General features: G+C 70.8%; 14 protein-coding genes and 2 pseudogenes. 7 read left to right on the forward strand and 9 right to left on the reverse strand.

Features of this window, described 5'->3' with window-relative positions; translation table 11 throughout:
• Positions 1 to 732: 732 nt before the first annotated feature.
• Positions 733 to 942 (reverse strand): hypothetical protein, encoded by a 210-nt coding sequence (locus ACZ4TV_RS09470; RefSeq protein WP_468132462.1) that lies wholly within the window; start codon positions 940 to 942, stop codon positions 733 to 735.
• A complete protein-coding gene (locus tag ACZ4TV_RS09475; protein ID WP_468132464.1) occupies positions 935 to 1,078 on the reverse strand; it encodes a hypothetical protein in 144 nt (47 codons plus the stop codon). Before ACZ4TV_RS09475 ends, ACZ4TV_RS09470 begins: the two co-directional genes overlap by 8 nt.
• Before the next feature lie 148 nt (positions 1,079 to 1,226).
• Between ACZ4TV_RS09475 and ACZ4TV_RS09480 the strand changes: the two genes are divergently transcribed.
• The 4 genes from ACZ4TV_RS09480 (at position 1,227) to ACZ4TV_RS09495 (ending at position 3,933) form a co-directional block, all read left to right on the forward strand.
• On the forward strand, positions 1,227 to 2,072 hold the full coding sequence (locus ACZ4TV_RS09480) for a helix-turn-helix domain-containing protein (protein ID WP_468132466.1): 846 nt from the start codon (positions 1,227 to 1,229) through the stop codon (positions 2,070 to 2,072).
• 14 nt (positions 2,073 to 2,086) lie between these two features.
• Positions 2,087 to 2,689 (forward strand): class IV adenylate cyclase, encoded by a 603-nt coding sequence (gene cyaB / locus ACZ4TV_RS09485; protein ID WP_468132468.1) that lies wholly within the window; start codon positions 2,087 to 2,089, stop codon positions 2,687 to 2,689.
• A 163-nt stretch (positions 2,690 to 2,852) separates the two neighbouring features.
• Positions 2,853 to 3,485, forward strand: coding sequence for a YdcF family protein (locus tag ACZ4TV_RS09490; protein ID WP_468132470.1), 633 nt, complete (start codon positions 2,853 to 2,855; stop codon positions 3,483 to 3,485).
• Positions 3,466 to 3,933: an NUDIX hydrolase gene (locus ACZ4TV_RS09495; RefSeq protein WP_468132472.1), complete on the forward strand. Its 468-nt coding sequence runs from the start codon at positions 3,466 to 3,468 to the stop codon at positions 3,931 to 3,933. Before ACZ4TV_RS09490 ends, ACZ4TV_RS09495 begins: the two co-directional genes overlap by 20 nt.
• Positions 3,934 to 4,119: 186 nt before the next feature.
• Here the strand turns inward: ACZ4TV_RS09495 and ACZ4TV_RS09500 are convergent.
• Positions 4,120 to 4,341: pseudogene (locus ACZ4TV_RS09500) on the reverse strand (hypothetical protein); the annotation flags it as partial.
• A gap of 96 nt (positions 4,342 to 4,437) precedes the next feature.
• Positions 4,438 to 5,163, reverse strand: coding sequence for a hypothetical protein (locus tag ACZ4TV_RS09505; RefSeq protein WP_468132474.1), 726 nt, complete (start codon positions 5,161 to 5,163; stop codon positions 4,438 to 4,440).
• Positions 5,164 to 5,244: 81 nt separating this feature from the next.
• Between ACZ4TV_RS09505 and ACZ4TV_RS09510 the strand changes: the two are divergent.
• A pseudogene (locus ACZ4TV_RS09510) lies at positions 5,245 to 5,868 on the forward strand (IS701 family transposase); the annotation flags it as partial.
• Positions 5,869 to 6,097: 229 nt separating this feature from the next.
• Here the strand turns inward: ACZ4TV_RS09510 and ACZ4TV_RS09515 are convergent.
• From ACZ4TV_RS09515 to ACZ4TV_RS09530, 4 genes are all read right to left on the reverse strand, one after another.
• Positions 6,098 to 9,964, reverse strand: coding sequence for a multifunctional oxoglutarate decarboxylase/oxoglutarate dehydrogenase thiamine pyrophosphate-binding subunit/dihydrolipoyllysine-residue succinyltransferase subunit (locus tag ACZ4TV_RS09515; RefSeq protein ID WP_468132476.1), 3,867 nt, complete (start codon positions 9,962 to 9,964; stop codon positions 6,098 to 6,100).
• Positions 9,965 to 10,235: 271 nt separating this feature from the next.
• Positions 10,236 to 11,387: a HAMP domain-containing sensor histidine kinase gene (locus ACZ4TV_RS09520; RefSeq protein WP_468132478.1), complete on the reverse strand. Its 1,152-nt coding sequence runs from the start codon at positions 11,385 to 11,387 to the stop codon at positions 10,236 to 10,238.
• Positions 11,384 to 12,124 carry a response regulator transcription factor gene (locus ACZ4TV_RS09525; RefSeq protein ID WP_468132480.1) on the reverse strand — a complete coding sequence of 247 codons (741 nt, stop codon included), beginning with the start codon at positions 12,122 to 12,124 and terminating at the stop codon, positions 11,384 to 11,386. The genes ACZ4TV_RS09520 and ACZ4TV_RS09525 overlap by 4 nt, the downstream gene beginning before the upstream one ends.
• A gap of 203 nt (positions 12,125 to 12,327) precedes the next feature.
• Positions 12,328 to 14,085 (reverse strand): glycoside hydrolase family 3 protein, encoded by a 1,758-nt coding sequence (locus ACZ4TV_RS09530; protein ID WP_468132482.1) that lies wholly within the window; start codon positions 14,083 to 14,085, stop codon positions 12,328 to 12,330.
• Between the two features lie 146 nt (positions 14,086 to 14,231).
• On the opposite strand from ACZ4TV_RS09530, the gene ACZ4TV_RS09535 reads away from it, so the two are divergent.
• Positions 14,232 to 14,969 (forward strand): TetR/AcrR family transcriptional regulator, encoded by a 738-nt coding sequence (locus ACZ4TV_RS09535; RefSeq protein ID WP_468132484.1) that lies wholly within the window; start codon positions 14,232 to 14,234, stop codon positions 14,967 to 14,969.
• On the opposite strand, the gene ACZ4TV_RS09540 is transcribed toward ACZ4TV_RS09535, so the two are convergent.
• On the reverse strand, positions 14,944 to 15,552 hold the full coding sequence (locus ACZ4TV_RS09540; RefSeq protein WP_468132486.1) for a hypothetical protein: 609 nt from the start codon (positions 15,550 to 15,552) through the stop codon (positions 14,944 to 14,946). The two genes, ACZ4TV_RS09535 and ACZ4TV_RS09540, sit on opposite strands and share 26 nt — an antisense overlap.
• Positions 15,553 to 15,588: 36 nt before the next feature.
• Between ACZ4TV_RS09540 and ACZ4TV_RS09545 the strand changes: the two genes are divergently transcribed.
• Positions 15,589 to 16,971 (forward strand): glycosyltransferase family 39 protein, encoded by a 1,383-nt coding sequence (locus ACZ4TV_RS09545; RefSeq protein ID WP_468132488.1) that lies wholly within the window; start codon positions 15,589 to 15,591, stop codon positions 16,969 to 16,971.
• Positions 16,972 to 17,144 lie beyond the last annotated feature (173 nt).

The following is a 17,144-nucleotide window of genomic DNA, read 5'->3' on the forward strand; positions in this document are numbered from 1 at the left end:
GGTGCGGGGGCCGACGCGCGCCGGTTCCGCGGCGCGGGTGCGGTACGGGACCCACGCGTGCGGGACCTTGGGCCCGGCGCGTACGAACCCACGCGTGCGGGGTATTCGCCCCCCTGGCCCCCGCTCGCGTGCGGTGGTTGCCCACCCGCCCCCTCGGCGGCGGGGCGGGGGCCGATGGCTTGCTGGGCGGGGTCGGGGGTTGCCGGATTCCGCTGGGGCGGTCCGGTCTGTACGGCGGTGGCTTCGGCGGCCTGTTGCCCTGGGGCGGCATCGGAGATGTTTTGGGGGTTTCCCGTCAGTCCCATCGTCTCTCCGTGTCGGGCCGGTCCCTCAAGGGCGCTCCTTCGTCGCGTCGCTGCGCGATGGCCTTCGGCCACCCTTGACCGACCGTCCCGCCCCGGACATACGAGGACAGCCGGGAAACCCCCAAAGGAACGAGCCGGTGTTCAGTTCCAGGGACGGGCCGGTCGGAGATGCCCGGGCGGCCCCCCTTGGGGCCGATCCGGAGGCGGGCCCAAAGGGATCAGCTCCCTGGTCGGGGGGCGCGTCAAATCGCTACGCGCTCCGCACGTCTCAGCGTCCGGCCGCCGTCCGGGGCCGGACATAAGCCGCCACCGATCGCTACGCGCTTCGCCCGGCTCGGCGTCCGCCGGCGGTTCGGGGCTGGTCATAGGCCGCACAGATGCTACGCGCTCCTCGATGACGGCGGCGCACGGCTGTATGGGGCTGGCCTCATTCGGCCGGCTCGACGTTGTCGACCGATGTGGTGAACTCGCGGCCGGACGCGACTCGGATGTAGGCCAGTTCCATCCAGTGTTGGTGGACGGAGTCCGACACGTCCTCGTTGACCACGGCCATCAGCTCGCCCTCGATCCCGGACGCGACATCGCGTACACGGCGGCGCAGAAGGCGATGAGGCACGTACTCGTACCGCTCAGTCATCGGACGATTCCTGGAAGGAGGAAATGAAGAGCTCCCAGCCGACGCCGGCGCGGTCGAGAAGCTCCTGGCTGAGCTCAGGCCCGGCCTCCAGGCTTGGCCAGGGGATGTCCGGGGTTTGGTGGGTGTCGAGAGTCATCGGTGTGGCCTTCCGGGTTTGGGCGACTTGCCGTCTCGCGGCATGCGGACAGAGTCCGATGACTGTGCGTACAAGCTCGATACCCGCACGGTAATCTCACTGTGAGATGACTTTCCATCTCGCAGGCGGATGACGGGAGAAGTCGACCGTGGGCACACCGCTCTTGCCGACTTCCTTGCCCGACTGGGCGTGGGAGAGCGCAGATGTACGCCAGGCCCTTCGCGCGCGCGACGTGGGCGCCGTATTTCGATACGTGCAGCAGTACAGCGGAGCCAGTCAGGCACGTATCGCGGCGGCGGTCGGCATGACCCAGGCGCGGGTGAACGAGATCATTAACCGGCGCCGTGAGGTGTCGCGCCTCGATGTGTACGAGCGGATCGCTGATGGTCTTAACATGCCCGACGATGCTCGCCATCTCCTCGGGTTGGCGGCTGGTCGTGAGCGGCGTTCCGGTGGGGCCGCGTTCGACCTCGCAGCGTTTCCTGAGGTTGTGCGGGTGTACTCCGCGCAGGCCTCTGCACGGGAGGAGATTCAGCAGCAGGTGCGGGGCGCGAAGGAGTTGGACATCCTCGCTGTGCGTGGCCTGGGCTTGATCGGTCTGAATGATTCGATGTTGCGTGCTCACCTAGAGAGGCAGGGCGGCGGTCTCCGAGCGCGGGTGCTGTTGCTCGACCCTGAGGCACCGGCCCTTGCCTTACGTGCCGCTGAGATCGGCGAGTCGGCGGAGTCGCTCGCCAGTGGTGTGCGGCTGGCCGAGGCTCGGCTTCGTGAGCTTGCCGGGATCTGCGACATCGAGGTGTACCGGTACGGCATGCTGCCAACGTGGCGGTTGATCCGGGCTGACTCCACCATGTTCGTCGGTGCGTTCGACGCGGGTTGGGAGGGGCACGAGTCTGCCACTTACAAGGTGATGGAGACGCCGCATGGCCCGTTGTTCAGGGGGTTTCGGCGCATGTTTGAGGCTGTCGTCAGGGGCGCTGAGCGTACGGTTTGAGAGGGGACTGACGGATGATCGAAGCGGAGCTGAAGGCGTGCGTGCACGCGCCGGAAGAGACGCTGCGTCGGCTGGATGAGCGAGGCGTGGGCCGGGCCGAGGTGTACCAGGACACCTATTACGACACGGCGGAGGGGGCCTTGGAGGCCCGGGACGAAGAGCTTCGGGTCAGGACGGTGCACGGGGCGGACGAGACACGCACGGTCCTCACGTACAAGGGCGCCCCGGTGGACGAAGAGTCTGGGTCGAAGCCGGAGCACGAGACGCGCGTGGAGGACGCCCAGGCTGTGCATGCAATGCTGCGCGGCCTTGGGTACGTGCCAGCTGTCGCGTTCGAGAAGAGGTGCAGGAACTACGCCTTCGAGGCGCGGGGCCGGCAGATGCTCGCCACCTTGGTCCGCGTCCCCGAGCTCGACGGGACGTTCCTGGAGTTGGAGACCCTGGTCGAGGAGAAGGACGTAACCGGGGCCCTTGATGATGTCCGCGAGGTTCTTGCCGAGCTCGGCATCGGCGCGGAGAACCTGACGCGCGAGCAGTACACCGCCGCGGTGAAGGCCCGTCGCCAAGGCGGTCCTCCCGCTGTGTCGGTTTCCTCGACAGACACTACCGAGAGGTAGCCCAGCGCGGTATCGGCGCCGGTGAACGTTCACTGGGTGAGTGGCTCGCCCTTGCGTACCGTGGGGTCCTCGACAACGCCACCACCAGACTATTTGGCAGTTCGGCCGCAGCCGTAAGCGAGAGCGTCGAGCCCTCGGCGACGGTGACCAGGGAGAAGATCGCGTGACGGACATCCAGCGGACCATCACCGACGATCAGTGGCGGCGGGCCGAGCTGATCTGGGACTACCACCAGATGGGCCACGACGTGGCGGTTGTGGATGTCGCGATCGGATTGGGCAGCCACGACCTCGGAGTTGTCGCGACCTGCGCTGATCTTTATCGTGCCGGGCTGTTCCCGGTACTCGTGTTCACCGGCGGCAACAGTCCCACCACCCGGGCTCGGTTCCCCCGTGGGGAGGCCGTCCAATTTCGCGAGCACGCACTCGAACTCGGAGTCCCCGACTCCGCGATCCTCGTCGAGCCGAACGCCGCCAACACCGGCCAGAACGTCACCCTGACCCGAGAACTCCTGGCCGCGCACGGCATCGCGCCGAAGACCGTGCTGCTGGTCTCCAAGCCCTGCTCGGCTTCGCCATCGCCCAGGAGGTCCCCCCCGCAGGACGTGCATGACGCGTACGAATCCCTCATCCGCGACGCTTCACCAGCCGCGTCATCGGCCCCTGACCCTGCCCGACGGGTTATGTGCCTCCCGTCTCCGGGTGCGTGCCTTGTGAGCGCTGGCGACACTTGGTTCTTGGGCCTTGGGGGCGCTGAACGTACCTTCTCTTCCTCCTATGCTCATGTACATGAGTAACAGTGCCCCGTCGGCCCGGTCAACGCCACGCCACTCTGTGTCGGTGGCCGGTGTGGTGGTGCGGGATGACGGCCGGCTGCTGGCGATCCGGCGCGCGGACAACGGGACATGGGAGCTGCCGGGCGGAGTGCTGGAGCTGGCGGAGGTACCGGAGGACGGTGTGCGGCGGGAGGTCCTGGAGGAAACCGGAATCCACGTAGAGGTGGGCGGCCTCACCGGCGTGTACAAGAACATTGCCGCGGGCGTGGTGGCCCTGGTGTTCCGCTGCAAGCTCTCCGGTGGTGTGGAAAGAGTCTCCGACGAGACCACGGCAGTTCAGTGGCTCACGCCCGACGAAGTGTCCGAGCGGATGTCCGAGGTCTACGCGATCCGACTGCTGGATGCCCTCGATGCGTCCGGGCCCCACGTGCGAAGCCATAACGGTCGCCAATTGCTCGCAGTGCGTTGAGGTTCCCCGCGCCCGCAGCACGGCCGCCACTACTCCCGCGAGGGGATGCGTTGGTTTATTCGGGCCCGGATGCTTCGCCCCGCCGCTGTGCGGCGGGGCGAGGTGTGCCCAGCTGGTCCAGGCCCTGGGCGCGGAGGTGGACACCGCCGCCATCAGTCAGTATCTGCGCGCCCTCCATGGGCACTGTCAGAGCTGAAGCTCGGCCACCAGCCGCTCGGCCTCCTTCCGGGCCGGCGCCAGCAGCGGATCCTCCTCGTAGGCGTCGGGTCCGACGACCTTCGACAGGAAGAACAGCGACATCAGCTTGCCGTCCCGGCCCTCCAAGTCCGCACGCCGCTCCTGGTGGACGCGGTCCGCGAGCGCCGGGACGGCCAGCGCATTGCCCCACAGCGTCGCGGCGTCCAGGCCGCCCTGGCGACCTCCGGTTCGGCCCTCCCGGGTACCGCACCGGCTCGCTCCGGTCGGGCGGCGAGCAGTGCGCGGCGGGTCGCCTGCCAGCGCCGCCTACGGCCGCAGCTGGGCCGCGAGTGCCTCGGCGACCTTCCTGAGCGACTCGCCGGCCAGGGCCGGGTCCGCCTTGGTGACGGGCCATCCCTGGGAGACCACGAGCGCCAAGTCGCCCTTGCCCGCCACCGCCACCCGTGCGACGGCGGCCGTGCCCCGGCCCGGGGTGACCCTGGTCTGGCCGATCCCGGGCCTGTCCTTGGAGAACGCCATCACCTCGTCGGCGCTGAGGTTGCCGAGGCGGGCGATCTGCGGCAGCGCCAGGTTCACCGCCACCTCGCCCTCGGACACGGCCACGAGGTCGATCTCCATCGGGGCTTCCGAAGCCGTGAAGTTGCAGACGACGGACGCGTTCGGCGGGACGGCGGGGATGGAGGGGAGCCCGGACGGCGTGGGCTGCCCGCTGGGCCAGGCCTCAGCCGGGCGGCCCGGGTCGACGGTCCCCTGAGCCGCGGGGTCGCCGCCGGACGCCGCCGGGGTGACGGTCCGTTCGGCACCGGCCGCCTTCAGCGCCGCCGCCGGGTCGAGGCCGAACGGGCAGGCCGACGTACTCGTCAGCTGCTTCGCCGTCGAGGCGACCCCGTCGTAGGACAGCCTCTCACCGCCCGAGGCGGCCCCGCCGGAACTCCCGGACGAGGAACAGGCGCTCCCGGCAAGGGCGATCCCGGCCGCGCCGGCCAGGGCGAGGATGCGGCGGTACTTGGCTGCTGTGCGATCAGCTGTCATCCGGTCAGCCTAATCCTGCAACCACATCTGCGTGAGGGATGTGGTGTGGGGCTCGTTGGTGTATCTGTGTGCCGATGAGCTGAGCACTTCAAATGGATGTTGCAGCGCGCGATCGACGTCCGCGTCCCGTTCTCCTGGGTGACCGCGGACGAGGCGTACGGCCAGGCCAAGCACCTCAGGTCCTGGCTGGAGGGACGCCGCATCGCGCACGTGCTCGCCACCAAGGTCAACGACACCGTGATCACCGCGGGCTGGGCCGAGGTCCGGGTGGACGAGCTGATCGCGACACTGCCGCGGCAGGCCTGGAAGCGCATCTCCGGAGGCTAGGGCTCCCACGGCGAGCGGATCTACGACTGGGCCCGAGTAGCGCTCCAGCCCGTGTGGGAGAACGGCTTCGGACACTGGGTCCTCGCACGCCGCTCCGTCAGCGACCCGAGCAAGATCGCCCACTACGTCTGCTACGGCCCCGTCGGCACCCGGCTGAAGGACCTGGTCAAGGTGGCCGCCGCGCGGTGGGCGATCGAGGAGTCGTTCCAGGCGGCGAAGATGGAGTGCGGCCTGGACCACTACTAGGTCCGCCTCTACCGCGCCTAGTACCGGCACATCACCCTGGCCATGGCCGCTCTCGCCTACCTGACCGCCCTTCGCGCCCGTGAGGCCGCAAAAGGGGCGACGCTGACGACGAACAGGAGCTCATACCCCTGAGCGTCCCGGAGATCCGCCGGCTCATGGGCCACCTCGTCGGGCCCCGACACCGGACCAACGAGCACCATCTGCGCTGGTCACGCTTCCGACGACGAAGCCAGGCCCGAGCCCGCCGATCCCACTACAAATGCCGAGGCCGGATCCCCCAGATGCGGTTGCAGTACTAACGAGCCGGAAGGCCCGGCCCCCGAGGGGCCGGGCCTTCCGTACTGCTGGGCCAGCGCGGCGGTTACGCCTCGAAGACCTCCGACAGGAGGAGCTGCTGCTCCGCCTGGTGGCGCTTCGCGGAGCCGACCGCCGGGGACGAGCCGTGCGGGCGCGAGATGCGCCGCAGGCGCTCGCCCGCCGGGACCTCCGCGCCGACTGCCAGGTCGAGGTGGTCGATCAGGTTCAGCGCGATGAACGGCCACGCACCCTGGTTCGCCGGCTCCTCCTGGGCCCAGATGTACTTCGCCGCGTTCGGGAACTTGGCGATCTCCGCCTGGAGCTCCGCACCCGGGAGGGGGTAGAGGCGCTCGATGCGGATGATGGCGGTGTCGGTGATGCCGCGCTTCTCGCGCTCGGCCTCCAGGTCGTAGTAGACCTTGCCGGCGCAGAAGACGACCTTGCGGACCGCGGCCGGGTCGACGGCCGCGTCACCGATGACCGGACGGAACGAACCCGACGTGAACTCCTCCGCCTTCGACGCCGCCGCCTTCAGACGCAGCATCGACTTCGGGGTGAAGACGACCAGCGGCTTGTGGTGCGGGTTGTGGACCTGCCAGCGCAGCAGGTGGAAGTAGTTGGACGGGAGGGTGGGCATGGCCACCGTCATGTTGTTCTGCGCGCACAGCTGGAGGAAGCGCTCCGGGCGGGCGGACGAGTGGTCCGGGCCCTGGCCCTCGTAGCCGTGCGGGAGGAGGAGGGTGACGCCGCTCGTCTGGCCCCACTTCTGCTCTGCTGAAGAGATGAACTCGTCTACGACGGTCTGCGCGCCGTTGACGAAGTCACCGAACTGGGCCTCCCAGAGGACCAGCGCGTCCGGACGGGCCAGCGAGTAGCCGTACTCGAAGCCCATGGCCGCGTACTCGGAGAGCAGCGAGTCGTAGACGTTGTAGCGGGCCTGGTCGTCCGACAGGTAGAGGAGCGGGGTGTAGTCCTCCCCCGTTTCCCGGTCGATGAGGACCGCGTGGCGCTGGCCGAAGGTGCCGCGGCGGGAGTCCTGGCCGGACAGCCGGACCGGGGTGCCCTCCATCAGCAGCGAACCGAAGGCCAGGGTCTCGCCCATGCCCCAGTCGATGGTGCCCTCGTCGATCATCGCCGCGCGGCGCTGCAGCTGCGGCAGCAGACGCGGGTGGACGGTGACGCCCTCGGGGATGTTGACCTGGGACTCGGCGATCCGCTTGACGACGTCCTGGGAGATCGCGGTGTTCACGGCGACCGGGAAGTCGGCGGCTGCGGCCGCGGCGACCGGCGGGGCGATCGCGGGCTGCGTGGCGGCCTCGCGGACCTCCGCGAAGACCTTCTCCAGCTGGCCCTGGAAGTCCTGGAGCGCCTGCTCGGCCTCTTCCAGCGTGATGTCGCCGCGACCGATGAGGGACTCGGTGTAGAGCTTGCGCACCGAGCGCTTCTTGTCGATCAGGTCGTACATCAGCGGCTGCGTGAAGGCCGGGTTGTCGGACTCGTTGTGGCCGCGGCGGCGGTAGCAGATGAGGTCGATGACCACGTCCTTGTTGAACGCCTGACGGAATTCGAAGGCGAGCCGCGCGATGCGGACCACGGCCTCCGGGTCGTCGCCGTTCACGTGGAAGATCGGCGCCTCGATCATGCGGGCCACGTCGGTCGCGTACATCGAGGAACGCGAGGACTCCGGGGCGGCGGTGAAGCCGACCTGGTTGTTGATGACCACGTGCACGGTGCCGCCGGTGCGGTAACCGCGCAGCTGCGACATGTTCAGCGTCTCGGCGACGACACCCTGGCCGGCGAAGGCCGCGTCGCCGTGCAGGGCGAGGGGCAGGACCGTGAAGTCCGTACCGCCCTTGTTGATCACGTCCTGCTTGGCGCGGGCGACGCCTTCCAGGACCGGGTCCACCGCCTCCAGGTGCGAGGGGTTCGCGACGAGCGAGACCTTGATCTGCTCGCCGTCCAGGCCCGTGAAGGTGCCCTCGGCGCCCAGGTGGTACTTGACGTCGCCGGAGCCGTGCATGGACTTCGGGTCGAGGTTGCCCTCGAACTCGCGGAAGATCTGCGCGTACGACTTGCCGACGATGTTCGCGAGGACGTTCAGGCGGCCGCGGTGGGCCATGCCGATGACGACCTCTTCGAGGCGGGCCTCGGCGGCCGAGTCGATGACGGCGTCGAGCAGCGGGATGACGGACTCGCCGCCCTCCAGCGAGAAGCGCTTCTGTCCGACGTACTTCGTCTGCAGGAAGGTCTCGAAGGCCTCCGCCGCGTTCAGCCGGCGCAGGATCCGCAGTTGCTCCTCGCGCTCCGGCTTGGAGTGCGGGCGCTCGATGCGGTCCTGGATCCAGCGGCGCTGCTTCGGGTCCTGGATGTGCATGAACTCGACGCCGGTGGTGCGGCAGTACGAGTCGCGCAGCACGCCGAGGATGTCGCGCAGCTTCATCATGGACTTGCCGGAGAAGCCGCCGACCGCGAACTCGCGCTCCAGGTCCCACAGGGTGAGGCCGTGCTCGGTGATGTCGAGGTCGGGGTGCTTGCGCTGCTTGTACTCCAGCGGGTCGGTGTCGGCCATGACGTGGCCGCGGACCCGGTAGGAGTGGATCAGCTCGAAGACGCGGGCGGCCTTCGTGACGTCGTCGTCGTGCGAGGCGTCGATGTCCCGGTTCCAGCGGACCGGCTCGTACGGGATGCGCAGCGCCTCGAAGACGTCGTCGTAGAAGCCGCTCTCGCCGAGCAGCAGGTTCGCGACGATGCGCAGGAACTCGCCGGAGGCCGCACCCTGGATGACCCGGTGGTCGTAGGTCGAGGTCAGGGTCATGACCTTGGAGATGCCCAGCTTGTTCAGGGTGTCCTGCGAGGTGCCCTGGAACTCGGCGGGGTAGTCCATGGAGCCGACGCCCATGATGACCGACTGTCCGGGCATCAGGCGGGGCACGGAGTGCACGGTGCCCAGGCCGCCCGGGTTGGTCAGCGAGACGGTGACGCCGGTGAAGTCGTCCATCGTCAGCTTGCCGACGCGGGCGCGGCGCACGATGTCCTCGTAGGCCTGCCAGAACTCGAAGAAGTTGAGGGTCTCGGCCTTCTTGATGCCGGCGACGACGAGCTGGCGGTCGCCGTTGGGCTTCACCAGGTCGATCGCGAGGCCGAAGTTGATGTGCTCCGGCTTGACCAGGGTCGGCTTGCCGTCCTTCTCCGCGAAGGAGTAGTTCATGGCCGGCATGGCCTTGATGGCCTGCACCATCGCGTAGCCGATGAGGTGCGTGAAGGAGATCTTCCCGCCCCGGGCCCGCTTGAGGTGGTTGTTGATGACGATGCGGTTGTCGAACAGCAGCTTCACCGGGACGGCGCGGACGGACGTGGCCGTCGGCACCTCCAGGGAGGCGTTCATGTTCTTGGCTACGGCAGCCGCCGGGCCGCGGAGCGTCACCAGCTCGGGGCCCGCGGGGGCCTCGGTGGTGGGCGCGGCCTTCTGCGGGGCTACGGAGGGGGCGGGCGCGGCCGGTGCGGCGGCCGGGGCCTGGGAGGTGACAGTCACAGCAGGGGCACCAGAGGGGGTGGCAGGAGCAGGGGCAGGAGCTGACACAGGCGTGGGCGCGGCGAGCGGGGCAGGGGCTGCGGCGCGCGCCGCCCCCGTGGCGGCGGCGTCGGCGACCTGCGGGGCCCGGGCGACGGTGGCGGCGGCCTGTGCGGGGGCGCCGTCCGTCGTCGTGGGCTTCTGGGGACCGTCCGACTTCACCGGAGCGACTGTGCCCCCCGGCTTGTAGTCGGCGAAGAAGTCCCACCAGGCCCGGTCGACCGAGCTCGGGTCCTGGAGGTACTGCTGATAGATCTCGTCGACGAGCCACTCATTGGCACCGAAGCCTGAGGCGGGGTTCTTCCCGCCCTCTGTTGCTTCGGTCGTGGTGCTCGGGTTACTGGGGGACTGTGGCGACACGGCGGCAACCGCCCTCTTCCGCTTCACAAGGTATGGACAGCGGGAATAAAGGCTACGCCTCCTGGGCCGCGACATGCAGACCGGGCGGGACTTCCGTCATACAGGTCACATCGAACGGCGGGTTTCACTGCCTGGAATGGCGGGAAACAAGCGTGGTTCGGGTAGGGGGCAGCGTGGTTGCGGCCCCCTTGGCTTCGCACCCCTGACGGACCCCGGGTACGTGTGGCCGAGATCATGTCCTTCCCACTCGAACCCTACGTCAACACGGAGCCTATGAGCTGCCCGGAAGCGTGACGAGGATGCGGCAGCCGCGTGACGATTCGGCCACTCCGATCCGCCCGCCGTGCAGCTCCACGGCCCAGCGGGCGATCGCCAGACCCAGTCCGGTGCCGCCGTCGCCGCCGCGCGCGCTGCCCCGGTTGAACCGCTCGAAGACCCGGTGGCGCTCCGCCTCCGGGATGCCGGGACCCTCGTCCCGTACCTCCAGCACCAGACTCCCGGGCGCGTCACCGGCCCGGGCGCGGACCGTGACCCGGCCGTGCGGGGGGCTGTGCTTGACCGCGTTGTCGATCAGGTTCGCCACCACCTGGTGCAGCCGCTCGGCGTCGGCGTACGCGGTCAGCTCGGAGGGGAAGACGTCCAGGTGCAGGTGCACGTCGTTGCGGGTGTGCCCGCCGGAGCCGGAGAGCAGACCCGGCCGGCCGGCGGCCGCCAGCGCCGACTCCTTCAGCACCCCGGACAGGTACGGCCACACCTCGAAGCGGCGGGCGCGCAGCGGGACCACGCCGTTGTCCACCCGGGACAGGTCCAGCAGGGTCTCCACGAGCCGGCCGAGGCGCTCGGTCTGCTTCAGCATCGTGCGCATGGTCTCCGGATCGGCGGCCGAGACGCCGTCCACCACGTTCTCCAGCACGGCCCGCAGCGCCGCGATCGGCGTGCGCAGCTCGTGCGAGACATTGGCGACCAGCTCCTTGCGGTGCCGGTCCACGGCCTCCAGGTCGTCCGCCATGAGATTGATCGTGGAGGCCAGGTCGCCCAGCTCGTCGCGGCGCCCCGCCCCCCGCACCCGCCGGGTGTAGTCGCCGTGGGATATCGCCCGGGCCACCGTCGTCATGTCGTCCAGGGGCGCCGTCAGGCTGTGCGCCACGAACTGGGTGATCAGCATCGAGGCGATCACCGAGAAGACCGTGATGAACCGCAGCTCGGTGTCGGTGCGCAGGGCCACCAGCAGCAGGCCCGTGGTGATGAAGACCGAGACCACGACGAGGGTGCCGAGCTTGGTCTTGATCGAGAAGGGGGAGAAGGGCCGCAGTCCTCCGGTGGGCCGCTGCCTCGGCCTCTGCCCGTGCCCGTGCCCGTGTCCCTGCCCGTGCCCGTGCCCGTGTCCCTGCCCCTGCCTCTGCCTGGTCGGCGGGCCGCTCATGCCTGGGCCGGGGTCTCCAGGGCGTACCCGACGCCGTGGACCGTACGGATCCGCTCCGCCCCGATCTTGCGCCGCAGGGCCTTGATGTGGCTGTCGACCGTACGGGTCCCGGACGCGTCGGCCCAGTCCCACACCTCGGCCAGCAGCTGCTCCCGGGAGAGCACCGCCCGCGGGGTCCCGGCCAGGCACACCAGCAGGTCGAACTCGGTCGGCGTCAGGTGCACGTCCTCGGTCTGCACCCGGACCCTGCGCTGCGCGTGGTCGATCTCCAGGTCGCCCAGCCGCAGGGTGGCTCCGCGCGGGGTGTGCGCGGCGATCGTGGCCCGCTCCACGCGCCGCAGCAGTACGTGGACCCGGGCGGCCAGCTCACGCATCGAGAACGGCTTCGTCATGTAATCGTCCGCACCGACCCCGAGCCCGACCAGCAGGTCGGTCTCGTCGTCCCGGGCGGTCAGCATCAGCACCGGGACCGGCCGCTGCGCCTGGACCCGGCGGCAGACCTCCAGGCCGTCGAAGCCGGGCAGCATGACGTCCAGGACCAGCAGCTCGGGCAGCCAGCTCTCGGCCGCGGCGACGGCGGCGGGGCCGTCCGAGGCCGTCTGCACCTGGAAGCCCTCGGCGCGCAGGCGGGCCGCGATGGCCTCGGCGATGGTGTGGTCGTCCTCGACGACGAGCACACGCCGCTGGGCGCCGGGTGTCGCCGCGGCGCCGTTGTGGGTGGTGTGTGTCTGTTCCATGTCCGCCCCTGAAGATCCCGCGTGAATGGGGTGCAGCGTAGAGGAGGCACAGGGCTGCGGCTACGTGGGGTTCGGACATGGCATATGTACGGGACAGCCGTAAATGGAATGTGTTGTACCGGGTGCCGGACCCCCCACGGGACCGACACCCGGCGAGCGTGGAAGCCAGCTGCCCCGGCCCCCGTGACCCGCTGGGACAGGGCCTAGAGGGCCAGCCCGTGGCCGTGCGGGAAGACCGGATCCCGGGTGTCGTTCGGGACGTCGGGACGCGAGGCCTCGACGGCCGCCATCGAGCGCGGGAGCTCGAAGGGGAGGCGGCCCTCGGGGACGGCGCGGCCGAAGGCCACGTCCAGCAGGGCGGCGTCCGACGCGCCGTAGTCGGCGATCAGGGCGGCCGCGCGCTCGGCGATCTCCGGGATGACGGCGGCCCGCTCCAGGTTGATGCAGACCAGGGTCGGCACCCGGTCCAAGAGGCCCAGGACGTCGGTCAGTTCCGGCTCGGGGAAGGCCAGTGAGCCGGAGTGGAAGTAGGACTCGAAGATGTTCTCCCGCGGCTCGTACGGGGTCCGCAGCCGCAGCACGGCCAGGTCCGCGTCGGCCGGGTCGGCGACGACCTCGCCGTAGGCGGCGGCGACGGCCTCGTCCACGTTCCGCACGTACAGCTTCGGTTTCGCGGAGAGCGGAATGAATCCTTCCGGATTTGTGAGGACCGTGAGCGAGCGGCGCTGGGCCGCGGCGCCCAGCGCCGTGAAGTCCGCCCGGCCCACCGTCTCGGCCGCCGCCTCCGGATCCACGTACGGGTTCTCGAACAGGCCGAGCCTGAACTTCTCGCGCAGCAGGCGCCGTACGGAGTCGTCGATCCGGGACTGCGCGACGCGGCCCGAGCGGACCAGCTCCACGATGACCTCCGGGCACTGCTCGCCGCCGAACTGGTCGCACCCCGCGTCCAGGGCGCGGGCCGCCCGTTCGGCCACGCTCAGGTGCTCCACGCCCCAGGCGCGCGCCGGATGCGGCTCCCCGAAGATCGCCGCGTCGTTGAGCAGTCCCCAGTCGGTGCAGACGATGCCCTGGAAGCCGAGCTCCTCCCGGAGCAGGCCGGTGACCACGCCCTTGTTGAAGCCGAAGCCGACCTCCTCCCAGTCCGTGCCCATCGGCTGGCCGTAGTACGGCATCATCTGCGAGCACCCGGCGGCGATCGCCGCCTTGAAGGGCTCCAGGTGGTGCTCGCGCATGCCGCCCGGGTAGACCTGCTCCTTGCCGTGCGCGAAGTGCGGGTCCTCGCCGTCCTTCTGGGGGCCGCCGCCGGGGAAGTGCTTGACCATGGCGGACACCGACCCGGGGCCCAGGGCCGGACCCTGCAGGCCGCGTACGTACGCCTGTACGAGCTCGCCCGTCAGCCGCGCGTCGGAGCCGAAGGTGCCGGACTGGCGGGCCCAGCGGGGCTCGGTGGCCAGGTCGATCTGCGGGTGCAGGGCGACGCGGAAGCCGACGGCGAGGTACTCGCGGCGGACGGTGTCGGCGAACCGGTGGACGAGCTCGGGATCGCCGATGGCGGCCAGACCCAGGGCCTCCGGCCAGGCGGAGAAGGCGCCGGCGTTGAAGGAGGCGCCGATGTTGTCGGTGAAGGTGTGGCGCGGGTCGGTCGACAGGGTGACCGGGATGCCGAGGCGGGTGGCCGCGGCCATCTCCTGGACGGCGTTCTGCCACCGGGCCATCTCGCGGGCCCCGTACGTACCGAGCAGGTTGAAATGGGAGAGGAGGCGGTCCTCGATCAGCTCGGGCGTGGTGAAGGGGAGCATCGAGCCGTCGGTCTCGGTGACCGGGGTGCCGTCCGCGTTCATCATCAGCATCGAGTGGAAGAGCTGGCCGGCCTTCTCCTCCAGCGTCATCCGGGAGAGGAGGTCCTCCACGCGCCGCTCGACGGGCAGCGCGGCGTCCTTGTAATCGGGGGTTGCCTGCATGGCGAGGACTCCTGGACTCCGTGACGGGCGGGCGGATCGGCAGGGCCACGGTAGAGCTGAAAACCGTGCGGGTGCTAGGTTTTGAAAAGTGACCTGGATCACTACCGTCGGGTGGCCGGAAACAGTCAGCGCTTAGGGTGGTCCGCATGGCACAGGACAAGGGGCGGACGGCCTCGGCGGCCCCGGCGGCGACCTCCACGGCCTCGGCGGCGACCTCTACGGCCTCGAAGCGCCCGGCGCGCGGGACCTACGCGGTGGGTGACGCCCGTCGGCAGAAGATCCTCGACACCGCGGTCGAGCACTTCGCGCAGTGGGGCTTCCACGCGTCCTCGCTGGCCCGGATCGCCGCCGACTGCGGGATCACCCAGGGCGGGCTGCTGCACCACTTCCGCAGCAAGGAGGACCTGCTGCTGTCGGTGCTCGCCCAGAGCGAGCGGCACGACGCGGAGCGGCTGTTCAGCGAGCCCGCCGCGTCGGTCGCCGCCCACTTCGCCACGGTCGTCGCCCTCGCCGCGGACAACGAGCGCCGACCCGGCATCGTCCGGATGTTCAACACCCTGGTCGGCGAGTCCGGCAACCCGGGGCATCCCGCACACGCGTACTTCGAGCAGCGCTACGCCCGGGTGCTCGACCACACCGTCGAACTGCTGCGGGCGGGCGTCGCCCGCGGTGAACTGCGCCCGGACACCGACTGCGAGGCCGCCGGCCGGGAGACCCTGGCCGTCATGGACGGCCTCCAGATCCAGTGGGTGCTGGCGCCCGGGAGCGTGGACATGCCGGCCCGGCTGCGCGGGTTCCTGGACAGGCTGCTGCGGGACATCTCGGTCGCGGGGACGGGCCTGCCGACCGCGGCCCAGGTCAGCCCGACCCTGCCCCAGGGGTGAACGAGGGGAGCGCGTCCAGCACCTTGATCAGGGACGGCGGCAGGGAGCCCTGCTCGGCCGCCACCTCGAAGCCGCCGTGCACGAAGGCGTAGACGAACCCGTCGTAGATCTTGGGGCCGCCCGTCGAGATCCTGGGCAGACGGGTGAAGTCCGCCTCCCGGAGGGCCGTGCGCAGGGCCGCGAGCTGCGGCTCCGTCAGCTTTCCGGTGCCCTCCGGCTTCGCCTTGGCGTCCAGCCGGGTCCACGAGCCGTCGCCCTTGACGATGAGGGTGTGGGTCTGGCCGGCGAAGCCGCCGCTCCGGCTGACCCGGACCAGCGTCTCGCCGGGGGCGGGGAGCGTGCCGGCCGCAGGACTCGTGGTGGACGTCGCGGTGGGGCCCGGGCCGGCGCTCTGGGCCGGGCTCACGGTCCCCGTCGGGCTCAGGGTCGCCGTCGGGCTCGCGGTCCCCGTCGGGCTCGCGCTCGGCTCCGCGGAGGCCTTCGGGGGCGCGTCATCGCCGCCCTCCGAACCGGACGGCCCGCCGCACCCCGCCAGGACCACCGCACTCAGCAGTACCGCCGCCACCGCTCGGAACGCGCGCACACCCACCTCCGCAGGTACTCCGGCCGAACCCCGAGTATGGAGTCCGCACACCCGTTCCGACAGCACCCGGAGGCCGACATCAGCCGGATCGCCGCCTGGCGCCTGCTCCCGCCGCTGCTCGCCGTGGTCCTCGGCCTCTGGGGCCTGGAGCGGGGCGGCGGCATGTGGCGCGACGAGTCCGTCACCTGGCAGGTGGCCCACCGGCCGCTCGGCGGGATCTGGGAGCTGCTCGGCCAGGTCGACGCCGTGCACGGCCTGTACTACCTGCTCATGCACGGGGTGTTCCTGGCCTGGGACGGCGGCCTGTGGGCACTGCGGCTGCCCTCCGTCGCCGCCACCGCCCTCGCGGCCGCCGGGGTGGCCGCGGTCGCACGACGGCTCGCGGACGAGCGGGCCGCGCTGATCGCCGGCTGCGTGTACGCCGTCCTCCCGCCCGTGCAGATGTACGCCCAGGAGGGGCGCTCGTACGCGCTGGTCGCGGCCGCGGTGGTGTGGGCGACGTACCTGATGCTGCGCGAGCGGTGGACGGCGTACGCGGTGGTCCTGCTGCTCGGCTGCTGGCTGCACGAGTTCGCCGTACTGGCCCTGCTGGCCCACGCCTTCACCGCCTGGCGCTCGCGCGGCTGGCGGTGGAGCGCCGCGGCCGTGGTCGCCCTGCTGCTGCCGCTGGCCCTGGCGAGCGCGAGGCAGGCGGAGCAGCAGCTCGGCTGGCTCGGGCGGCCCAGCTGGCGCGACTGGGCGGCGTACGCGGTGGTGGGGGGCGCGGCCCTGCTGCTCGCGCGGGGCGCTTCGAAGGACCTCGTACGGGTGGCCCTTCCCCTCACCCTGCTGCCGCCCGGGCTGCTGATGGCGATCTCCCTCCTCCACCCCTGGTACGTCGACCGGTACGTGCTCTACGCGCTGGCCGGGCCCGCCCTGCTCGCGGGGGCGCGGCTCGCGGCGGTCCGGGGGTGGTGGCCGTGGGTGCTGGCCGGAGCGCTCCTCGTGCCGTTCGCCATGTGGTCGGTGTGGCTCCGTACGCCGGAGAGCCGCAAGGACGACGTCCTCGCGGTGGCCGCCGCGGTCCGGGAACGGGCCCGGCCCGGGGACGCGGTGGTGTTCATGCCGTCGCGCAGGCGCGAGTGGCTGCTGTCCTCGCCGCGGACCTACGGGGAACTGCGCGACGTGGCCCTGGACCGTACCCCGGCCGCATCGCGCAGCCTCCAGGGCACCGAGCTGCCCCCGGACCGGATCCGCTCGGCGCTGCTCGCCTCCCCCCGGGTGATCGCCCTGCTGGACCCGGCCGGCCAGCCGCTGGACCCGTACCCGCGGGAGGCGGTCAAGCGGGAGACGCTGGCGGCCAGGTTCGACCTGTGCTCGGTCAGCGAGGTGCACGGCGCGCGGGTCGCGGTGTACGCCGAACCGGGCAGCTGCCGGTAGCCCTGCGGGCGCGCACCTTCAGCCTCGCCCGCGTTTGAGGCGCGCCCACCCAGCCTCGCCGGCGTTTGAGGCGCGCCCATCCAGCCTCGCCGGGGGGGGGGGGGGGGGGGGGGGGGGGGGGGGGGGGAGAGGGAGAGGGGGGGGGGGTGAGAAGGGGGAGGGGGGAATGAGAA

It is taken from the genome of Streptomyces sp. NPDC028910, from assembly GCF_055564955.1.

Bases quoted from the DNA above. Each gene is read 5' to 3' on its own strand.
- ACZ4TV_RS09505 (WP_468132474.1), bottom strand. From the start codon at position 5,163: ATGACAGCTGATCGCACAGCAGCCAAGTACCGCCGCATCCTCGCCCTG.
- ACZ4TV_RS09530 (WP_468132482.1), bottom strand. From the start codon at position 14,085: ATGCAGGCAACCCCCGATTACAAGGACGCCGCGCTGCCCGTCGAGCGG.
- cyaB (WP_468132468.1), top strand. From the start codon at position 2,087: ATGATCGAAGCGGAGCTGAAGGCGTGCGTGCACGCGCCGGAAGAGACG.
- ACZ4TV_RS09545 (WP_468132488.1), top strand. From the start codon at position 15,589: ATGGAGTCCGCACACCCGTTCCGACAGCACCCGGAGGCCGACATCAGC.
- ACZ4TV_RS09535 (WP_468132484.1), top strand. From the start codon at position 14,232: ATGGCACAGGACAAGGGGCGGACGGCCTCGGCGGCCCCGGCGGCGACC.
- ACZ4TV_RS09470 (WP_468132462.1), bottom strand. From the start codon at position 942: ATGACTGAGCGGTACGAGTACGTGCCTCATCGCCTTCTGCGCCGCCGT.
- ACZ4TV_RS09525 (WP_468132480.1), bottom strand. From the start codon at position 12,124: ATGGAACAGACACACACCACCCACAACGGCGCCGCGGCGACACCCGGC.
- ACZ4TV_RS09520 (WP_468132478.1), bottom strand. From the start codon at position 11,387: ATGAGCGGCCCGCCGACCAGGCAGAGGCAGGGGCAGGGACACGGGCAC.
- ACZ4TV_RS09495 (WP_468132472.1), top strand. From the start codon at position 3,466: ATGCTCATGTACATGAGTAACAGTGCCCCGTCGGCCCGGTCAACGCCA.
- ACZ4TV_RS09475 (WP_468132464.1), bottom strand. From the start codon at position 1,078: ATGACTCTCGACACCCACCAAACCCCGGACATCCCCTGGCCAAGCCTG.